Source organism: Pandoraea sp. ISTKB (genome assembly GCF_001721285.1).
Lineage (GTDB): Bacteria > Pseudomonadota > Gammaproteobacteria > Burkholderiales > Burkholderiaceae > Pandoraea > Pandoraea capi.
Genome location: NZ_MAOS01000029.1, coordinates 30,020 through 47,754 on the forward strand (window position 1 = coordinate 30,020; position 17,735 = coordinate 47,754).

The 17,735-nt window shown below is 62.7% G+C and carries 20 protein-coding genes; 12 read left to right on the forward strand and 8 right to left on the reverse strand.

The genetic code is table 11. The features are described from left to right. Window positions 1-78: 78 nt before the first annotated feature. Complete coding sequence (locus A9762_RS10250) at window positions 79-1,143, reverse strand: FAD-binding oxidoreductase (protein ID WP_069341944.1); 1,065 nt, start codon at window positions 1,141-1,143, stop codon at window positions 79-81. Between the two features lie 191 nt (window positions 1,144-1,334). Between A9762_RS10250 and A9762_RS10255 the strand changes: the two genes are divergently transcribed. Further along, window positions 1,335-2,270: a LysR family transcriptional regulator gene (locus A9762_RS10255; protein ID WP_069341945.1), complete on the forward strand. Its 936-nt coding sequence runs from the start codon at window positions 1,335-1,337 to the stop codon at window positions 2,268-2,270. Window positions 2,271-2,283: 13 nt separating this feature from the next. Here the strand turns inward: A9762_RS10255 and A9762_RS10260 are convergent, their stop codons facing one another. Beyond that, on the reverse strand, window positions 2,284-3,399 hold the full coding sequence (locus A9762_RS10260; protein ID WP_069341946.1) for a hypothetical protein: 1,116 nt from the start codon (window positions 3,397-3,399) through the stop codon (window positions 2,284-2,286). 342 nt (window positions 3,400-3,741) lie between these two features. Beyond that, on the reverse strand, window positions 3,742-4,485 hold the full coding sequence (locus A9762_RS10265; protein WP_069341947.1) for an SDR family oxidoreductase: 744 nt from the start codon (window positions 4,483-4,485) through the stop codon (window positions 3,742-3,744). Between the two features lie 108 nt (window positions 4,486-4,593). Here A9762_RS10265 and A9762_RS10270 point away from each other — a divergent pair, with 108 nt between their 5' ends. Then, a complete protein-coding gene (locus tag A9762_RS10270; protein WP_069341948.1) occupies window positions 4,594-5,538 on the forward strand; it encodes a LysR family transcriptional regulator in 945 nt (314 codons plus the stop codon). Between the two features lie 70 nt (window positions 5,539-5,608). Here the strand turns inward: A9762_RS10270 and A9762_RS10275 are convergent, their stop codons facing one another. After that, on the reverse strand, window positions 5,609-5,968 hold the full coding sequence (locus A9762_RS10275; RefSeq protein ID WP_069342016.1) for a VOC family protein: 360 nt from the start codon (window positions 5,966-5,968) through the stop codon (window positions 5,609-5,611). Between the two features lie 236 nt (window positions 5,969-6,204). Here A9762_RS10275 and A9762_RS10280 point away from each other — a divergent pair, with 236 nt between their 5' ends. Beyond that, window positions 6,205-6,633: a hypothetical protein gene (locus A9762_RS10280; RefSeq protein ID WP_069341949.1), complete on the forward strand. Its 429-nt coding sequence runs from the start codon at window positions 6,205-6,207 to the stop codon at window positions 6,631-6,633. A 733-nt stretch (window positions 6,634-7,366) separates the two neighbouring features. Here A9762_RS10280 and icd read toward each other — a convergent pair. Beyond that, window positions 7,367-8,620: an NADP-dependent isocitrate dehydrogenase gene (gene icd / locus A9762_RS10290; RefSeq protein ID WP_069341951.1), complete on the reverse strand. Its 1,254-nt coding sequence runs from the start codon at window positions 8,618-8,620 to the stop codon at window positions 7,367-7,369. Window positions 8,621-8,788: 168 nt separating this feature from the next. On the opposite strand from icd, the gene A9762_RS10295 reads away from it, so the two are divergent. The 4 genes from A9762_RS10295 to A9762_RS10310 all read left to right on the forward strand — a co-directional run bounded on the left by A9762_RS10295 (window position 8,789) and on the right by A9762_RS10310 (window position 10,683). Further along, window positions 8,789-9,379, forward strand: a complete 591-nt coding sequence (locus A9762_RS10295) for a pseudouridine synthase (RefSeq protein ID WP_069341952.1) — start codon at window positions 8,789-8,791, stop codon at window positions 9,377-9,379. Between the two features lie 52 nt (window positions 9,380-9,431). Next, window positions 9,432-9,680 (forward strand): hypothetical protein, encoded by a 249-nt coding sequence (locus tag A9762_RS10300; RefSeq protein ID WP_069341953.1) that lies wholly within the window; start codon window positions 9,432-9,434, stop codon window positions 9,678-9,680. A 127-nt stretch (window positions 9,681-9,807) separates the two neighbouring features. Further along, the gene (locus A9762_RS10305; protein ID WP_069341954.1) at window positions 9,808-10,011 is read left to right on the forward strand and encodes a hypothetical protein; all 204 of its coding nucleotides are present in this window, start codon (window positions 9,808-9,810) and stop codon (window positions 10,009-10,011) included. 192 nt (window positions 10,012-10,203) lie between these two features. Beyond that, window positions 10,204-10,683: a DUF192 domain-containing protein gene (locus A9762_RS10310; protein WP_371442733.1), complete on the forward strand. Its 480-nt coding sequence runs from the start codon at window positions 10,204-10,206 to the stop codon at window positions 10,681-10,683. A 40-nt stretch (window positions 10,684-10,723) separates the two neighbouring features. On the opposite strand, the gene A9762_RS10315 is transcribed toward A9762_RS10310, so the two are convergent. From A9762_RS10315 to xseA, 3 genes are all read right to left on the reverse strand, one after another. Further along, window positions 10,724-11,317, reverse strand: coding sequence for an HD-GYP domain-containing protein (locus A9762_RS10315; RefSeq protein WP_069341955.1), 594 nt, complete (start codon window positions 11,315-11,317; stop codon window positions 10,724-10,726). 393 nt (window positions 11,318-11,710) lie between these two features. Beyond that, on the reverse strand, window positions 11,711-12,289 hold the full coding sequence (gene sodB / locus A9762_RS10320) for a superoxide dismutase [Fe] (protein ID WP_069341956.1): 579 nt from the start codon (window positions 12,287-12,289) through the stop codon (window positions 11,711-11,713). A gap of 201 nt (window positions 12,290-12,490) precedes the next feature. Next, a complete protein-coding gene (gene xseA / locus A9762_RS10325; protein WP_069341957.1) occupies window positions 12,491-13,864 on the reverse strand; it encodes an exodeoxyribonuclease VII large subunit in 1,374 nt (457 codons plus the stop codon). A 447-nt stretch (window positions 13,865-14,311) separates the two neighbouring features. On the opposite strand from xseA, the gene A9762_RS10330 reads away from it, so the two are divergent. The 5 genes from A9762_RS10330 to kdsB are packed head-to-tail and all read left to right on the forward strand — an operon-like array spanning window position 14,312 to window position 17,430. Further along, entirely contained in the window at window positions 14,312-14,926 is a 615-nt protein-coding gene (locus tag A9762_RS10330) for a MotA/TolQ/ExbB proton channel family protein (RefSeq protein ID WP_069341958.1), read from the forward strand. A gap of 15 nt (window positions 14,927-14,941) precedes the next feature. After that, entirely contained in the window at window positions 14,942-15,388 is a 447-nt protein-coding gene (locus tag A9762_RS10335; protein ID WP_069341959.1) for a biopolymer transporter ExbD, read from the forward strand. Between the two features lie 50 nt (window positions 15,389-15,438). Continuing rightward, window positions 15,439-16,455, forward strand: a complete 1,017-nt coding sequence (gene lpxK / locus A9762_RS10340) for a tetraacyldisaccharide 4'-kinase (RefSeq protein ID WP_069342018.1) — start codon at window positions 15,439-15,441, stop codon at window positions 16,453-16,455. After that, window positions 16,436-16,642 (forward strand): Trm112 family protein, encoded by a 207-nt coding sequence (locus tag A9762_RS10345; protein ID WP_069341960.1) that lies wholly within the window; start codon window positions 16,436-16,438, stop codon window positions 16,640-16,642. Before lpxK ends, A9762_RS10345 begins: the two co-directional genes overlap by 20 nt. Further along, a complete protein-coding gene (kdsB, locus tag A9762_RS10350) occupies window positions 16,639-17,430 on the forward strand; it encodes a 3-deoxy-manno-octulosonate cytidylyltransferase (protein ID WP_069341961.1) in 792 nt (263 codons plus the stop codon). The genes A9762_RS10345 and kdsB overlap by 4 nt, the downstream gene beginning before the upstream one ends. Window positions 17,431-17,735 lie beyond the last annotated feature (305 nt).

The window sequence follows — 17,735 nt, forward strand, 5'->3', positions numbered from 1 at the left end:
GGCAGTGAATGCAGGGGATGGCGCGGAAGAAGACGTGAGTGCCGGGCATGAACGTTCACGCCGACCGCCCCGCTGGCGTTATGCGGCTTTGGCGTAGAACGCGTCGGCGTAGATGTGCGCGCCGTCGACACCGCGCTCGCGCAATAGCCGCGTGGCCGCATCGACCATCGGCGGTGCACCGCACAGGTAAGCGCGCCAGCCGGTCAACGCATCAGGGGCGGCGTAGTCGGCGGCAAGCGCCTCGGTGACATGACCGGTACGCACGGTACGCAGGTCCTGTCCGAGCGCGTCGAAGGTGTGGGGCGCATCGAGCGTCGTCACGACATGCAGACGAATCCCGTCGTGACGCGACGCAAGGTCACGCAACCACGTCAGGCCATAGACATCCGCCGGGGAGCGTGCACCGACGTATATCTCGATGGGATTGGGCATCCTCCGCGCCAGTGCGCCGCGCACGATCGACAGCACCGGCGCCAGCCCTGTGCCACCGGCCACGCAAAGCATCGGCCCCTCATGGCGCGTGCGCAGATACGAGGTGCCGAGCGGCCCCGACACGCGTACGGCATCGCCGACTTTGAGTTGCTCGTCGACGTACCCCGTGACCGCGCCGCCCGGCACGCGACGAATATGGAATTCGAGCGTGTCGTCGGCATCGAGGCCAGCCATCGAATACGGACGGATGTGGGCAGGGGTGAATTGCAGCGTAGCGTATTGCCCCGGCGAATAGCTGAGCGGCTTGGCCGGTTTGAGTATCAAGCGCTTGATGTCGTGCGTCAGCGGTTCGATGGCCAGCACCGTCGCCTTGAGAATCTTCGCGGGATGCACCACGACTTCGTCCACTTCGGGCAACTCGATTTCGCAATCGCTGTGGATCGTCGACTGGCATGCGAGCACGAAGCGCGTACCGTCGACGCCCTGGGCATCGATGCCGCCAATGCCACCATTCGCTTCGTCGTGATGACGGTATTCCACGCCCGACGCCTCGCGCACATCCCCGGAGACGACACGGCACCGGCACGTCCCGCAGCGTCCGGACAGGCAACTGTAGGACACCGGTACCTGGCGGTCGGTGAGCACTTTGAGCAGATTGTCGCCAGGGGCGACGTCAAGGCGCTCGCCGAGCGGCTGCACGTGAACTTGCATGGGGATCGTCTCCGTGATGTCTTCTTTGTGTCGGTGCCGTTCGGACACCGCATATGGCTTCTGACGCCGTTTGCAGGAAGCATCGCGCAACGATCGATATAAACCAATAGAATCTCGTTTATATGACCTATAAATTCCAGTGATGTCACTCGTGCGAGCCACCGTGACGGAAGGAAGACGAAGGACGTTCCATGGACCTGCACGCTGTCGATCTGAATCTGCTGGTGGTCTTCCAGCATCTCTACAACGCAAGACGCGTCTCTCGCGTCGCGGAGGCGCTCGGCGTTACGCAACCCGCCGTCAGCAACTCGCTGGCTCGCCTGCGTAAGCTATTCAACGACGAGCTGTTTATCCGAACCTCACGGGGCATGTTGCCGACGCCGATGGCGACCGAACTGGCTGAACCCGTGGCGGCTGCGCTCGACGCGTTACACGGCGTCTTCAATCGTCAGTTGGCATTCGATCCGGCCACGAGCCGACGGGCGTTTCAAATCGCCATGACGGACATCGGAGAAGTGCACTTCCTGCCGAAGTTGACGCATGCGCTGGGCGAGCGCGCGCCGGGCATCACGATCAGCACCGTACGCAACACGGCCGTGAATCTGCGTGAGGAGATGGCGGCGGGCCAGGTGGATCTCGCCGTGGGGCATCTGCCAGACCTGACAGCCGAATTTTTTCAGCGGCGTCTGTTCCGGCAGAAGTACGTGTGCATGTTCCGCCCGGGACATCCGCTCGATCGTGTCGCCAAATCCAGCCGGTCGAAAGCCGTCGCGAAATCAATGACGCGCGAGGATTTCGAGCGGTCGGAGCAGGTGATGGTGGTGGCCGCGGGCACCGGCCACGGGCAGGTGGACGAGTTCATGGCGCGCGTGCACGTGCAGCGCAACATCCGCCTGCGCGTGCCGCATTTCGTCGCCCTCGCCGACATCCTCCACACGACCGACCTCATCGCGACCGTGACGGAGAAGTTCGCGCAACGCAGCGCCCAGCACTTCGGCTTGCGCTACGTCGATCATCCCATCGATATTCCGGACGTCCAGATCAATCTGTTCTGGCACGCGCGCTATCACCGCGAACCCGCGAGTCAGTGGATGCGAACGCTGCTGTTCGAGCTGTTCTCGGAGTGACGATGTACGCCGTCTAACGACCGTGCCAGGTTTCCCAAAGGCCACGCCAGAACGCGTTGGCATTGCGACGCGCGCGCCATCGCAGGTTCGGCAGTGAGACGGCCAGCCACTGCGTCGCGTCGTCGATGCGCCGCTCGCCGAAGCGCTCGGGCGCATTGAAGAGATCGAGATACGCCTGCCGGTAGTGCTGCACCATGGCGGCGTCGTGATAGTACGTCTCCATCCATCGACGCGATGCTGCACCGATTTCCGCACGCAGCGAGGCGTTCGTGAGCAACTCGACGAGCGGCCCTTCGGCGGCTTCCAGCGGTACGTCGACCCACGGCAGCTCACACGCGCCGGTGAGACGCCGCAACTGCGACTGCACCCGGTTGTCGAGATGGCCGAGCGTCGGCTTGCCCTGCGACAGCGCTTCGAGTCCGGAGAGGTGATAGTTGCCCGTCACGCATTCGTCGAGCGCGACGGCCGCACGCTGCTTCAGACGCAGACACTCGTCATGCGGCGTGCCGGTGATCAATCGCACTTCGCATAGTCCCCGGCGTTCGAGCTTGCGCAACAGACGCAAGGTCTGCGGCGCGCCTTTCGTCTCCCAACGTTTTCGCCATCCCGACGATCGTCCGCTGGGCGAGAAAACCACGACCGGAAGGCCCGTCTCACCGACGCATTCCGGATGGGGACGATAGCGTGCGTCGTCGAGCGGCACGATGTTCGGCACGACACGTGCGAACGGATAAAAGCGCTCCGGCCCCTGGGCGATCACGAGTTGCGGTAGCGGATCGGTCACGATGCGTTCGCGCATCGCGGCATCGTCGCGAGACCAAAGCTCCGGGGCGGAATGGAACTGACGGATCAGCTTCTTGTTGCCGAAACGCTTGGGGAAGTCCGCGCCGAACGTGGTTTCCATCGGAAAAATCTGATGGATGTGAATGACGTCTGCTGCGGCAACGACATCGAGCGCTTCTTCTCGCTGGTGTTGCCAGTCGAGATCGACGGCAAACGTGCGCGACGCGTAAGCCGTCGCGTTGAAGACGATGTGCCGTGCCGCAATGTCGGTATGCCGGTTCAGCGCGGTGACGATGTTGCCCGGACTGCCCGCGACCGGCGTATGGGAGAGGTGAACGACCTTCATGCGCGCAGTCTATGCCGCCACTACCCGCGCGAGTTTACGGTCGCCGGTGCGTATGCTTACGCGCCGTTACGCCGGTAACACGTTCTCCGGGCGCTGCCACGTTGGCATGGTTCCACCGTCCCGCCGTTCCCATCCAGCAACGACGCGGCGCATCGCGCGATTTTTCCGCGTCGACCAGGATGACGACGCCTCGCCGTACCCCGGTCGCGGGGCGTCCCGATGTTGCATTTCTTACGCTTACGGTGACACGTCGAGCGCGCCGAAAATCCGACGCCTCCCAACGTGCTCCCACGCAGACCCTCGCTGTCGCGAGATCGGCGTAGGGTTCGCGCAGGGTCGCGATCAGGCGTTGAAACCGCCATCGATGGTCAGGCTCGCGCCCGTCACGAAAGCCGCTTCCTCGCTGGCGACGTACGCCACCATCGCGGCAATTTCTTCGGGACGCGCATGACGCTTGAGCGCCATCAAGTCGTGCAACGAAGCGGCGAAGTCGCTCTGCGCCGGGTTCATGTCCGTATTCGTCGGCCCCGGCTGCACGTTGTTCACGGTGATGCCGCGCGGTCCGAGATCACGGGCCATGCCCTTGACGAGACCGACCAGCGCCGACTTGCTCATGGCGTAGGCCGAACCGCCCGGAAACGGCATGCGCTCCGCGTTGCACGAGCCGATGTTGATGATGCGACCGCCTTCGCCCATATGGGCAAGCGCCGCCTGCGAGGCCACGAACACCGAACGGACGTTGACGCTCAGCAGGCGGTCGAAGTCTTCCAGCGGGAGATCCGCCACCGACGCTAGCGCCAGCACCCCTGCGTTGTTCACGAGAATGTCGATCTTGCCGAGCTGACGGGCGGCGTCGTTCACCGCGCGGGTCAGTGCGGCGGCATCTGCGGCGTCGGCTTGCAGCGCAATCGCGCGCCCCCCGGCCGACTGAATACGCGCGGCCAGCTCCTGCGCTGCGGCCTTCGAGCCGTGATACGTGAAAGCGACTGCCGCGCCGCCGTCAGCCAGTCGCTGCACGACAGCCGCGCCGATACCGCGCGAGCCGCCCGTCACGAATGCCACCTTGCCTTGAAAGTTCGTTGCCATGATGTTGCTCCACTGGGTTAGGAAGTGAGTGCAGTATCGGCGCTCGATTACGTCGCAACTAGACCATAATGTCGATCATCACTTTCAACCCACTGGAACAGATGAGCTATGGACGCCTTGCATCTGATCGAATCGTTCGTCCTGAGCGCGCGCGCCGGCAGCTTCTCGGCGGCCGCCCGGCGGCTGGGCATGACGCCCGCGGCGGTGAGCAAGAACGTCGCGCGTCTCGAAACGCAACTCGGCTTGCGGTTGTTTCACCGAAGCACGCGCAGCCTTACGCTGACGGCGGGCGGTGAGCGCTTCCTTCTCGACGTGGATGGCCCGTTCGCGGCGTTGACGGATGCGTTTTCGCGGGCGTCGGAGCGCGAAAGTGCGCCGTCGGGGACACTCAAGGTGAGCGTCGCGCACTCGTTCGGGCGTGAGTACCTCATACCGATGCTCGGCGAGTTTCTCGTGCGTTACCCGGACATCGTGCCCGACTGGCGGTTCGACAACCGCAGCGTGGACGTCGTGGGCGAAGGGTTCGACGCAGCCATCGGCGGTGGCATCGAACTCACGCAAGGGGTGATCGCGCGACGGCTCGCGCCGACCTACGCCGTGATGTGCGCCTCATCGGCCTATATGGCGGGACGCAAGATGCCTGAGCACCCCTCGGCGCTGGCGGCATTGGACGCCATCATGCGTCGCTCGGGCATGTCCGGGCGCCTGCGCGCGTGGGATCTGCGCAATGTCGAAGGCGAGCGGGTGAATGTCGAGGCGCGCACCCGCATGATCTTCGACGATCCCGAGGCGATGGCGCATGCCGTCGCGTTAGGCTACGGCGTTGCGCTGCTGCCGATGCCGCATGCCGCGCCGATGCTCGCGACAGGCCGCATTTTGCGACTGCTGCCCGATTGGTTCGACGAGTACGGCGGCGTGTCCATCTACTACTCGAACAAGAAGCAACTGCCACTGCGTACGCGCGTGTTCGTCGATCATGTGGCGCAGTCATTCGAACAGCAGCGACTCGCCGCACGCTTCGACTGGCGATGGGACGGCGCCGACGGCAAGTGACGTGACGCGATCTTGGGTATCAAGGGTACCAAGGACATCCCGGACTTCAACGTCGCCGCATGATGGGACGTTAGCGATGCGCGAGGATGTTGAGCAGACGTCCGAGCGGGTCACGCACATAGAAGCGCCGTACGCCCCACGGTTCGTCGGCGGGACCGTATTCGATGGCGATGCCGGCGTCTCGCATGCGGGTGAGCGCCTCGTCGACGTCGTCGACCTCGATGGACAGATCAGGCACCGGCGTGCCGCTGCCGCCCTCAGTCGCGACGCTCATCTGCACCGCCATCTTCGACGCATTGCCATACGTGGTGATCCAGCCGTGATCCATCAGCAAGTCGAGCCCGAGCAGTTCGCCGTAAAAGCGCTGCGCCGCTTGCATCGCTTGCGGCGACGGCGCGGCAATATTGGCAACGATGCGGTTGACCTTCATCTTCATCCTTACGCGAGTGACGGCTAAGGTGACGGATTCATAGGCCCATCCGACCGGCTGGACGGACGCACGAAAGAACCGCGGTGAGGAACGCTGGAAGCGTAGCATGCGAACGTGCGTACTCTGCTCCTTGCGTTGTGCCGATGTGTGCACTGTAATGAAAGCGTCTTGCTGACGCCGCGTGTGGGGAAGAGAACGCCCTGGCGCCGGTTGTACAGGGGGGTGGGAGATCCGTCATGGACACCACCGGAAACGCGTTGCGCGCGGCGGCATTTGCCGTCGGCGTACTTGGCGTGGGCGCGCTATACGCGGCACCCACGTTCCCGCCGCCGACCATTGAGGTCGAAGCGGCCGTCAACCAGCGAATCGCAATCTGGGAGCAGACCAATCACAGCGTGCTCTGCCGCGACCTCGGCACCCCGACGTTCGAACTCGATTCGAAGCCGTCGTTGGGAGAAGTGATACCGGAATGGATCACCTACACCGTGCCGGTCGGTCAGCGCTGCGAGGAGATGAAGTTCTCCGGCATGATCGTCTGGTATCAGGCCGGGCCGACGCCGGGCACCGACGTGGTGATCTGGACAGTCGGCTTCCCCCGCGAATTCGGCAGTCATACGCCGAACACCGGTGAGCATCGCGTCACGACGAAGATCCTGATCCGCTAGCGCCCTCCTACTCCCGGGATTTTTCGGATTTGCGAGTCGACACGCGGCAAATCGCTTGCGTCCGACGTATTGGGGCGAAATACAATTTCTCTCACGCCCCCCGCTACGTCCAATGAGTATTTCGACTTCCAATGATCCGCCTGACACCTGATACCCGTGAAAAAATTCGACACGTTGCAAACTTTGCCCTCATTGGCGCCACCCTGACTGGGGTCGTAGTCGGCCGCACGGGGCTGCCATACGACCCTCGGGACATCGTCGGTGTCATCACGGCAGTCGTTGCCGCGATATGGATTTTTCGACGACGGTGACACGGCATGTGGCCAGACCTTCAATTCGATGCCAACTGGGTGGATTGCGGCGCAGTGATCAGCGGCTTTGGTTACGCAGCCTGGCGAACGTGGCAAGCGCGCAGAGACAAGACGCGCAGCCCACTCGCGATGTCCCATGAGTTCGCGTTCGGGGTGGCCTTTTTTCCTCAATGGCTTTTGCTGCTGTGCGTGACGTCGTCGACCATCGTCGACGGGCTAGCGAATGCGAGCCGCATCAGCCTTTGTGTCGCTGGCAGTTATGCACTCGGCGCAATGTTGGAAGCACAACGCTCCGGTCGCGTGCATGGCCGGCGCAAGCGGTCCTAGCTAAGCGCGTTGTCCACATGAAAAACCCCGGCAAGCATCGCTGTACCGGGGTTTGAAGAACGCTCGAATGTCTCGTACGTCGGGCCTATGCAGCGTTACATGTTTTCGATCATCACGTCGCCGAAGCCGGAGCACGACACTTGCGTTGCGCCTTCCATCAGGCGCGCAAAGTCGTACGTCACCTTCTTCGAGAGAATCGATTTCTCCATCGACGCGATGATCAGATCCGCCGCCTCCTTCCATCCCAGATGACGCAACATCATCTCTGCCGACAGAATCTCCGAGCCCGGGTTCACGTAATCCTTGCCGGCATACTTCGGCGCCGTGCCGTGTGTCGCCTCGAACATTGCTACGGAGTCCGACAAGTTAGCACCTGGTGCAATCCCAATGCCACCGACCTGCGCCGCCAGCGCATCCGAAACATAGTCGCCATTGAGGTTCAGCGTCGCAATCACGTCGTACTCGGCCGGGCGCAACAGAATCTGCTGCAAGAAGGCATCGGCGATCGAATCCTTGATGATGATGTCCTTGCCCGTCTTCGGATGCTTCACCTTGCACCACGGACCACCGTCGATCTCCGCAGCGGCAAATTCCTTCTTCGCGAGTTCGTATCCCCAGTCGCGGAATGCGCCCTCGGTGAACTTCATGATGTTGCCCTTGTGCACGAGCGTCACCGAGTCGCGGTTGTTGTCGATCGCGTATTGGATCGCCTTGCGCACCAGACGCTCGGTCCCTTCGCGCGACACCGGCTTCACACCGATGCCCGACGTTTCGGGGAAACGAATCTTGCTCACGCCCATTTCGTTTTGCAGGAACGCGATCAACTTCTTCGCCCCCGCCGATTCGGCTTCCCACTCGATCCCGGCGTAAATGTCCTCGGAGTTCTCGCGGAAGATCACCATGTCGATCTTCTCCGGCTGACGCACCGGCGACGGCACGCCCTTGAAGTACTGCACCGGACGCAGACACACATACAGATCGAGCTGCTGACGCAACGCCACATTAAGCGAACGAATGCCGCCACCGACCGGCGTCGTCAACGGCCCTTTGATCGACACCACATAATCCTTCACGACCTGAAGCGTTTCGTCGGGCAGCCACACGTCCGGACCGTAGATACGCGTCGACTTCTCGCCGGCGTAAATCTCCATCCAGTGGATCTTGCGCTGACCGCCATAGGCCTTTTCCACGGCCGCATCGACGACCTTGAGCATCACCGGCGTAATGTCCACGCCCGTGCCGTCACCTTCGATGTACGGGATGATCGGATTGTCCGGCACGTTCAGGGAGAAATCCTTGTTGACGGTAATCTTCTCGCCTGCCGGGACCTTGATGTGCTGATACGACATGATGGGGCTCCAATGGGTGAATCAGATGGCGCTGCGCACGGTGTCGCCTATTGTAGTCACAGCATCCGGCTATGGATATGACACAACGCAAGTCTTATATAAGACACAAGACTGATGTTTTCGATTATGCATTAACATGTCGACGCTGAATAGTTTCCCTCACCCCGTATGACACTGCTCGCCCTGAACAAACCCTTCGGTACGATCTGCCAGTTCTCGCCGCATCCGACACGCCCGACGCTCGCAGAATGCATCGACCTGCCGGACGTCTATCCGGCCGGACGACTCGACGCCGACAGCGAAGGACTGTTGCTGCTCACCGATGACGGACGCCTTCAGGCACGCATCGCCGAACCGGAGCGCAAATTGCCCAAGACCTATTGGGCGCAGGTCGAAGGCGAATACGACGAAGCGGCACTCGCGCGTCTGCGTGGCGGGCTGGATCTCGGCGACTTTGTCACGCTGCCCTGCGAAGCCCGATGCATCCCTGAACCGGAGCATCTCTGGCCTCGCCATCCGCCGATCCGCTATCGCGCGAGCATCCCGACGCACTGGCTCGAAATCAAACTCGTCGAAGGCAAAAATCGTCAGGTCAGACGCATGACGGCAGCCGTCGGCAAACCGACACTTCGCCTTGTGCGCGTGGCCATCGGTCCGGTCGACGTCTTTTCGTTGAACCTCGCGCCCGGGCAGTGGGGCGAACTACCGCAACAAATACTTACACTTTCCGGTCAACGCACTCGTCGCTCACCTCGTTGAGGGAACAGGTGCGCAATATATGCACCGCTAACTGAAACGAGGAAACCAAGTCATGAACAAACTGCTGCTCGCACTGACCGCCGGCCTGATCGTGTCCGGTGCCGCGATGGCCCAACAATCGGCGCCGGCAACGGCGCCTGTCGCACCGGCAGCGCCTGCAGCAGCAGCGCCTGCTATGGCGGCACCGGCGGCTGACCATGCCGCACCGGCGAAGAAGACGGCCACCAAGCATAAGAAGCATCACCACAAGAAGACCGGCAAGAAGACCATGAGCCAGCCGCCGGCCGGTAACAAGCCGTAATACTTGCGGTCGCAAAATTCCGCGAGTGGGTTGTCAACCGATGTCCTGAATGGACGTTAAAGGAGATGACTCACTTCGCGGGTCAACGAGTACACCACCCAAACATCGAGCTTCAACGAGGAATCTCATGAAAAAACTGATCGCTGCCCTGGTCGCTGGCCTGTTCGCAACGGGCGTGTTCGCCCAAGCTTCGGCTCCGGCCGCTGACGCTGCTGCTCCGGCCGCTGCAAGCAAGCCGGCTGCAAAGAAGAAGTCGACCCACAAGAAGTCGTCGCACAAGAAGGCCAAGAAGGCCGCTGCTGCTGAAGCTCCGGCTGCTGCAAGCAAGTAAGTACCGCGTCGCGCAGCATGGCTGCGCAACGGACGGTAACAGGCAGGTTGCGCATGCAACCTGCTTTTTTTTCGTCCGGCAGCTACAATGACCCGCGACTCGCGGGACTGCCCTCCTCATGGTGTTGAGCACATTTCGGCGTCATTTCGACCGCATTCCTGACGTTCCCCCGATCTTCTCCAGGAGTCATTCGTGATCCGGATTTCACGTCAACTGGCCGCGCTTGCTGCCAGCGTCACGTTCACCAGCATTGCCGCCGTCATGGCGATCGCCCCGGTCAGCGCTACGGCACAAATCAAACAGCCGGGAGAATTCCCGACCGTCCAGCTTTCCGCCGGCATGTACCTCATCAAGGCCGAAGTCGCTGCTAATGAGCCCGACCGCGAACAAGGGCTGATGTATCGCACGAGCATGCCCGCCAACGCCGGCATGCTCTTCGTGTTCGAGCAAAGCGCCGGGCACTGCTTCTGGATGAAAAACACCAATCTGCCGTTGTCCATCGCGTTTCTCGCCGATGACGGCACGATCGTGAACATCGAAGACATGGCGCCGCAAACGGAAGACAATCACTGCCCCCGTGCCGCAGTGCGATACGCACTTGAGATGAATCTCGGCTGGTTCAAGAGCAAGAACCTGAAGCCCGGCTCGAAGATCTCAGGTCTGCCGCGCTAAGCGCAACCTCTCTCACACAGAGGCACTGCTACGAGTGGCGCTAGCGAGCGCCACTCGATATCTCCAGCGCGGCCCCCAGCGCACGCTCGAGAAATCGATCCAGCAGCCACGGGTCGAAATGACGCCCGCGCTCGGCCAGCATGGCGCCGACGATCTGCGCGGAACTCAACGCGGCACGATACGGGCGGTGACTCGCCAGCGCGTCGAAGACGTCGACCAGTGCGACGATGCGTCCGGCCAGCGGAATGCGATTGCCGGACAGCCCATAAGGATATCCGCCGCCGTCATAACGTTCGTGATGCGTGCGCGCGACCGTCGCAGCCAGTTCACATGCCGCGCCACCGATGGCGCTCAACATATCGGCACCCAGATGCGGATGCATTCGCATCATCTGCATTTCGTCCGGCGTGAGCTTTCCGGGCTTCTCCAGTATCGAATTCGGAATACACAGCTTACCGGTGTCGTGAAGCGCAGCGGCGAGCCCCAGGGCCTGCGACTCGATGGCGGGCATGCTCAACGCTTGCGCGAATCGCCAGGCGAGCGCGCCGACCCGCCACATGTGTGTTGCCGTGCCACCGCGTTTATATTCGGCGAGTCGGAACAGCGTCCAGGCGGCGGGCGGCAGGCTTCGCATGAGCCCCGGGTCGGCAAGCCAGTTTCGATGCGTTGCGCGAGGGTCTTGTGGGGCGTGGACCTCTCGCGTGACCGGTGTATGGAAGGCAAAGAGAGGTGACGGAGATGGCGCGGTGCACGTTGGCGCAGGGTCTGGCATGGGCTGTCCGGAAAGTGTGAAGCGGCTTGAGACGGTTTGAAGCGTCCACTCTAACCATGCACACTTGCGCAAACGTTGACGCGGATCAAGCAGGCCGAAGATCCTGATGACTCTGCGAGCGCTGAAAAACAAAAAGCCCACTGCACGCAGTGGGCTTTCGTTTTGCCGGTGCCGTCAGACACTCGGGTCGGGCAACTGACGTTGGGCTTCGACGGCGACGCGTCGAAGCCGACCGGCAAATTCCGGGAGTCTCGATTACGCGAAGTTCTTCGCGGCGAATTCCCAATTGACCAGATTCCAGAATGCCTCGACGAACTTCGGACGGGCATTGCGGTAGTCGATGTAGTAAGCGTGTTCCCACACGTCGATCGTGATCAGCGGCTTGTCGGCGCCGGTCAGCGGCGTGGCAGCGTTGCTGGTGTTCACGATGTCGACCGAACCGTCGGCCTTCTTCACGAGCCACGTCCAGCCCGAACCGAAGTTACCCACGGCCGACTTCGAGAACGTTTCCTTGAAAGCGTCGAACGAGCCGAACTTGGCGTCGATGGCCTTGGCCAGATCGCCGCTCGGAGCACCGCCGCCGTTCGGCGACAGGGTGTTCCAGAAGAAGGTGTGGTTCCACACCTGTGCTGCGTTGTTGAACACGCCGCCCGACGACTTCTTGATGATGTCTTCGAGGCTGGCGTTTTCGAATTCGGTGCCCTTGATCAGGTTGTTCAAGTTCGTCACATAGGCTTGGTGATGCTTGCCGTAGTGATACTCCATCGTTTCCTTGGAGATGGTCGGTGCCAGTGCATCGATGGCGTACGGCAGTTCAGGGAGCTTGTGTTCCATGGCAATTGTCCTTTGTGCTCTGAGGGGAACCCGATTTTGCGTTATCCGGAGCCATCGATTCTAGGGCAGATGCGATAACCCCGCAAACCCAACGGGTACTTGGTTTACGCAATCTGCCCGACGAATGTGACGATTGTTTGCCGATCCCGACTAATCGATGCACGATGCCTGCGATTCGCCAGCTTTGCCCAACAGGGTCGACTAAAAAGTATCGTCTAGCCTGACCTGGACATCACCAATACCGACGTCCGCCGCCCCGTCGGCCAGGTGCATCGTCACCTGCTGACCGCGCTGCAACTTCCTCGGGTCGCGTAACGGTTGGCCTTTCGCGTCGAGCACGGCGGCATAACCGCGTTGCAGCGTGCGCCGCGGGTTGAGCAACTCGAGCTGAGCGTTCGCGTCGAGCAGGCGTTGGGTCGAACGCTCCGCGCGACGCGACATCGCCGTGCGCAAGCGTTGCGAGAGCAATGCCAGCCGCTCATGCTGCGACGCCACATCGGGCACGGCACGGGCCAGTCTCAGGCGCAACATCTCGAACCGGCTGCGGCGCTGGGCCAGCGGGCGCTCCAGCGCATGGCGCATACGGTCGGCCAGATGCGCCAGTTCGCCGCGCTGACGGGCCAGGCGCTCACGCGGCGATACCAGCCCGCGCGACAGGCTGTCGAGTTGCTGGGCGCGCTGCTCCAGCGTGCGGCGCATCGCGCGGCTCAGGCGCTGGCGCTCGCGGTCCACGTCGCGCAGACACTCGTCGCGCGCAGCCGTAATCAGCTCGGCCGCCGCCGTGGGCGTGGGGGCGCGCACGTCCGCCACGAAGTCAGCAATGGTGAAATCGGTTTCGTGTCCCACGCCGGAGACCACGGGCAGCTTGCTGCGGGCAATGGCGTGCGCGAGCACTTCCTCGTTGAACGCCCACAGATCTTCGATGGAACCGCCGCCCCGACACAGGAGAATCGTGTCGACCTCGTTGCGAGTGTTGGCGGTATCGAGTGCGGCCGCCAGCCGCGACGCAGCGTCGGCACCTTGCACCGGCGCCGGGTAGACCACGATGGAGATGTGTGGGGCGCGACGCGCCAACGTCGTCAGCACGTCGCGCAAAGCCGCGGCTTGCAACGACGTGACGACTCCCACCCGGCGTGCATAACGGGGCAAGGGGCGTTTGCGTTCGGCGTCGAACAGACCGGCGGCGGCGAGTTTTTCCTTTAGCCGCAGAAACGCTTCGTACAGGTTGCCCTGCCCCGCCCGGCGAATCGCCTCGACGTTGAGCTGCACCTCGCCGCGCGGCACATACATGGAGAGCAAGGCCCGGACTTCGACCCGGTCGCCCTCTTTCGGCGAGAAGTCCGCGTGCTGCGCGCGCCCACGGAACATCACGCAGCGCATCTGCGCCTGCGCGTCCTTGATCGAGAAATACCAATGGCCGCTGGCCGCGCGCGTGAAGTTGGATATCTCACCGCTGACCCAGGCCAGAGGAAAACTCCGCTCCAGCACGCCGGCAACGGCCTTGTTCAAATCCGAAACACTTAGCACGCGATCTGCACCACCGTTGGGCCGTGCGTCGTCGAAAGATAGGTTCATGCGTATGCGCTGACGAAAAACTGTCCACAGGCCCGCTAATTTAAGGGTTTTCTCGTCCGGGCGCCCCATATTTCCTGCACCGAGACAACAAACCCTTGATTTATCAGGGTTTGCGGGGGACATCTGCTGTCTCCCGCGTCACGAATCAGGCGACGGCACCAAGATATATCTTCGCTGGACGACATGTGCACATAGTTATCCACAGGCTGATGGAAAAGTCCTGGGATTTGTGAGCTTGCGGTGGTGTTCATTTCTGAAACCGCTCATTGCCTATTTTTTCATCACGAACTAAAAAGAGCCGTCGCGTCAAAGAGTTGTCGAACGTATCCCAAGGTTGTCCACATCCTTGTGCTCGTGAGGTGTGGAAAACGGTGCTTGCCCATCCCCCCCCTGCACGCTACAGTTCGGACTCGTTTGCCCATCCCCGCAACAAGCAAGAGGTCGTCTTTGTTCGCCGTCATCCAGGCCGCCGGCTGGCCCATCTGGCCACTTCTCATCGCATCCGTCATCGCCCTCGCTCTGATCGTGGAGCGCGCACTGTCGTTGCGCCGCACTCGCGTGCTGCCGACGGGCGTGCTCGAAAACGCGATCACGCTCGCCCGCCGTGGCGCCGCCAAGCAGGACGCCACCGAAGCGCTGGCCCGCGGCTCGATGCTCGGCCGGGTGCTGGCGACCGGCGTCCGGTACGTCGCCCATAATCCGCAAGGCCCGCGCGAAGGCGCCAAGGAAGCGCTGGAGGAAACGGGGCGTGCCGTCGCTCACGAACTGGAACGCTTTCTGCCCGCCCTGGGCACCATCGCCTCGGTCGCCCCGCTGATGGGGCTGTTCGGCACGGTGATCGGCATGATCGAGATTTTCGGTTCGCAGGATGCAACAGGCACCGACCCGGCCCAACTGGCGCACGGCATTTCCGTTGCGCTCTACAACACCGGCTTCGGGCTGATGATCGCGATTCCCGCGATGATCTTCTATCGCTATTACCGCACGCGTGTCGACGCCTTCCTCGTCGAGCTCGAGACGCAGGCCGTTCATTTTCTCGATGCCACGCTGCCGCGGCATTGATTCGAGAGACACGCGATGAATTTCCGTCGAGGTCTCTCCACGCGCGACGAGCCGGAAATCAATCTGATTCCGCTCATCGACGTGCTGCTCGTCATCCTGATCTTCCTGATGGTCACCACGACCTACACGCGCTACACGGCGCTCAAGGTCAATCTGCCGACGGCGGATGCCGAAAAGGCCGTGGTGCCGCCGCGTCAGATCGTCGTCTCGGTCGGCGCGGATGGCAGTTACGCCATCGATCGGCACTCGCTCGCACAACGCGATGTGGCGAGCCTGACGGCGGCACTGCGTCAGGCAGCCGGCCCGGCGAACACGGGTGCCGAGCCGCCCGTCATCATCATCAATGCCGACGCCAAGAGCGCTCATCAATCGGTCATCAATGTGATGGAAGCGGCGCGTGAAGCCGGCCTGTCGCGTCTGACGTTCGCCGCGCGCTCGACGACGGCGCAACCGGCCCGATGACCCACGCCACTCGTCCGGACAACGCGAACGGGGCGCGCGCACGCGCGCTCGTGCCCCGTCTGTCCGGATCGCTGGTGCATTGGGTGACCGCGCAGTGGCAACGTCGCGGGATCGTGGCGTGGCTGTTGTGGCCCCTGTCGTGGATCTTTGGCGCCATCGCGGCGTGGCGGCGCATGCGTTTTCGTCGTGGCGGGAAGCCATCAACGCGCCTGCCGGTGCCGGTCGTCATCGTCGGCAACCTCACCGTGGGCGGAACCGGCAAGACACCGACCGTCATCGCCCTCGTCGAAGCCTTGCGCGCTCACGGCTATACGCCCGGCGTGCTCTCGCGTGGATACGGCGCCAGACTTTCCCGTCCGACCGAGGTCAGTGTCACTGCGCGCCCCGAAGCGACCGGCGACGAACCGTTGCTGATCGCCAAACGCACGGGCGCGCCTGTGTGGGTCTGGCCGTCGCGCGTCGAAGGCGGCCAGGCGTTGCTCGCAGCACATCCGGAATGCGATGTCATCGTGTGCGACGACGGGCTTCAACATTACGCGCTGGCACGCGATGTCGAGATTGCCGTCTTCGATCACCGCCTTGGCGGCAACGGCTTTCTCTTGCCTGCCGGACCGTTGCGTGAGCCGTTGTCGCGTCGTCGGGACATCAATCTGATCAACGATCCTTACGGCAGGACGCTGCCCGAGTGGCCCAACACGTGGCGCCTGACGCTCACGCTCGGTGACGCGTGGTGCGTGAGCCAACCCTCGCTCACCCGGGCGCTGTCGCACTTCGCAGGTAAACGCGTGCTGGCCGCCGCCGGCATCGGGGCGCCGGAGCGATTCTTCGCGGCATTGCGTGCGGCAGGCTTGCAAATCGAGACGCTGGCGCTGCCCGATCATTACGACTTTGCGGCGAATCCGTTCGACGGCGTTGCCGCCGACGCCATCCTGATCACCGAAAAGGATGCAGTAAAATGCGTCACCTGGTCCGACCCGCGTGTGTGGGCCGTACCTGCCGAGGCAGCGCTCGATGCGCGTCTCGTATCACTGGTAGTGGAGAAATTGCGTGGACAACCGACTGTTTGAGATTCTCGTCTGCCCGTTGTGCAAGGGCCCGCTGGAGCTGGATAAGAAAGCCCAGGAGCTTATTTGCCACGCAGACAAGCTCGCGTACCCGATTCGCGACGGGATTCCCGTCATGCTGGCCGATGAAGCGCGTCAGTCCGTCGAAGGTACGCCCGTCCCGCTGAACGACGATAAGTCCGCATCGTGAGCGATACGAAAGCCACCCTCGATTTTGTCGCCGTGGTGCCCGCGCGTCTCGCGTCGACACGCCTGCCCAACAAGCCGCTGGCCGACATCGGCGGCAAACCGATGGTCGTGCGTGTCGCTGAGCGCGCGCGCGAGTCAGGGGCGCGTCAGGTGGTCGTGGCCACGGACGCGCAAAGTGTGGTGGACGCCGTCTCGGCCCATGGCTTCGATGTCGTGCTCACGCGTGCCGATCACCCGACCGGTACCGACCGTCTTGCCGAAGTCGCCGTCCAGCAAGGCTGGTCGGACGACACCATCGTCGTCAACGTGCAGGGCGACGAACCCCTGATCGACCCGCGGCTGGTGCATGCCGTCGCCGGGCATCTGGCCGAACATCCTGAATGTGCGCTGTCAACGGCAGCGCATCCGATCACCGACAACGCCGAGATCTTCTCGCCGAACGTCGTCAAGGTCGTGCTCGACGCGCACAGCCGTGCGTTGTATTTTTCCCGCGCGCCCATTCCCTGGTCGCGCGACGCGTGGGCTGCGGGCCTGGCCCATACAGCCACGCTGCCGGCCGCGACGACACCGATCTTTCGTCATATCGGGCTGTACGCCTATCGCGCCAAATTCCTTCGCAGCTATCCCAGCTTGCCGCAGGCGCCGGTCGAGACGGCCGAGTCGCTTGAACAGTTGCGGGCGCTCTGGCATGGCGAACGTATCGCCGTGCTGGTTACCGACGATGCCCCGCTACCGGGCGTGGACACCGCCGAAGATCTCGAACGCGTGCGCGCATTGCTGAAAAACTGACGCGTTATCCCGTTCGCGGCTCGGCGCAAATCCGAGGTTCGGCATGCCCCTGCTGAGGCAACGGGCGTGTCCCGGAAATCGCATCGACATCGCGTTGGCAAGTCTGCAAAACGCCGCCGGGCGGGCATGACGTGGCATAATCGCTCTGATTCTCGCGAGCAGACCTCGGTCCCGCGCGCGTCGCGCTATGCCGAGCGCGACGTCTGCGCGCCGCGCGGTTGGCCGGTCACCGGACCCGCAACCGCCGCAAGACCCCCGGGGGACGCACCCGCCTGCCGCACGCACAGCATTTACAAATCACAAAC

Bases quoted from the DNA above. Each gene is read 5' to 3' on its own strand.
- A9762_RS10250 (WP_069341944.1), bottom strand. From the start codon at position 1,143: ATGCAAGTTCACGTGCAGCCGCTCGGCGAGCGCCTTGACGTCGCCCCT.
- A9762_RS10255 (WP_069341945.1), top strand. From the start codon at position 1,335: ATGGACCTGCACGCTGTCGATCTGAATCTGCTGGTGGTCTTCCAGCAT.
- A9762_RS10260 (WP_069341946.1), bottom strand. From the start codon at position 3,399: ATGAAGGTCGTTCACCTCTCCCATACGCCGGTCGCGGGCAGTCCGGGC.
- A9762_RS10265 (WP_069341947.1), bottom strand. From the start codon at position 4,485: ATGGCAACGAACTTTCAAGGCAAGGTGGCATTCGTGACGGGCGGCTCG.
- A9762_RS10270 (WP_069341948.1), top strand. From the start codon at position 4,594: ATGGACGCCTTGCATCTGATCGAATCGTTCGTCCTGAGCGCGCGCGCC.
- A9762_RS10275 (WP_069342016.1), bottom strand. From the start codon at position 5,968: ATGAAGGTCAACCGCATCGTTGCCAATATTGCCGCGCCGTCGCCGCAA.
- A9762_RS10280 (WP_069341949.1), top strand. From the start codon at position 6,205: ATGGACACCACCGGAAACGCGTTGCGCGCGGCGGCATTTGCCGTCGGC.
- icd (WP_069341951.1), bottom strand. From the start codon at position 8,620: ATGTCGTATCAGCACATCAAGGTCCCGGCAGGCGAGAAGATTACCGTC.
- A9762_RS10295 (WP_069341952.1), top strand. From the start codon at position 8,789: ATGACACTGCTCGCCCTGAACAAACCCTTCGGTACGATCTGCCAGTTC.
- A9762_RS10300 (WP_069341953.1), top strand. From the start codon at position 9,432: ATGAACAAACTGCTGCTCGCACTGACCGCCGGCCTGATCGTGTCCGGT.
- A9762_RS10305 (WP_069341954.1), top strand. From the start codon at position 9,808: ATGAAAAAACTGATCGCTGCCCTGGTCGCTGGCCTGTTCGCAACGGGC.
- A9762_RS10315 (WP_069341955.1), bottom strand. From the start codon at position 11,317: ATGCGAAGCCTGCCGCCCGCCGCCTGGACGCTGTTCCGACTCGCCGAA.
- sodB (WP_069341956.1), bottom strand. From the start codon at position 12,289: ATGGAACACAAGCTCCCTGAACTGCCGTACGCCATCGATGCACTGGCA.
- xseA (WP_069341957.1), bottom strand. From the start codon at position 13,864: ATGAACCTATCTTTCGACGACGCACGGCCCAACGGTGGTGCAGATCGC.
- A9762_RS10335 (WP_069341959.1), top strand. From the start codon at position 14,942: ATGAATTTCCGTCGAGGTCTCTCCACGCGCGACGAGCCGGAAATCAAT.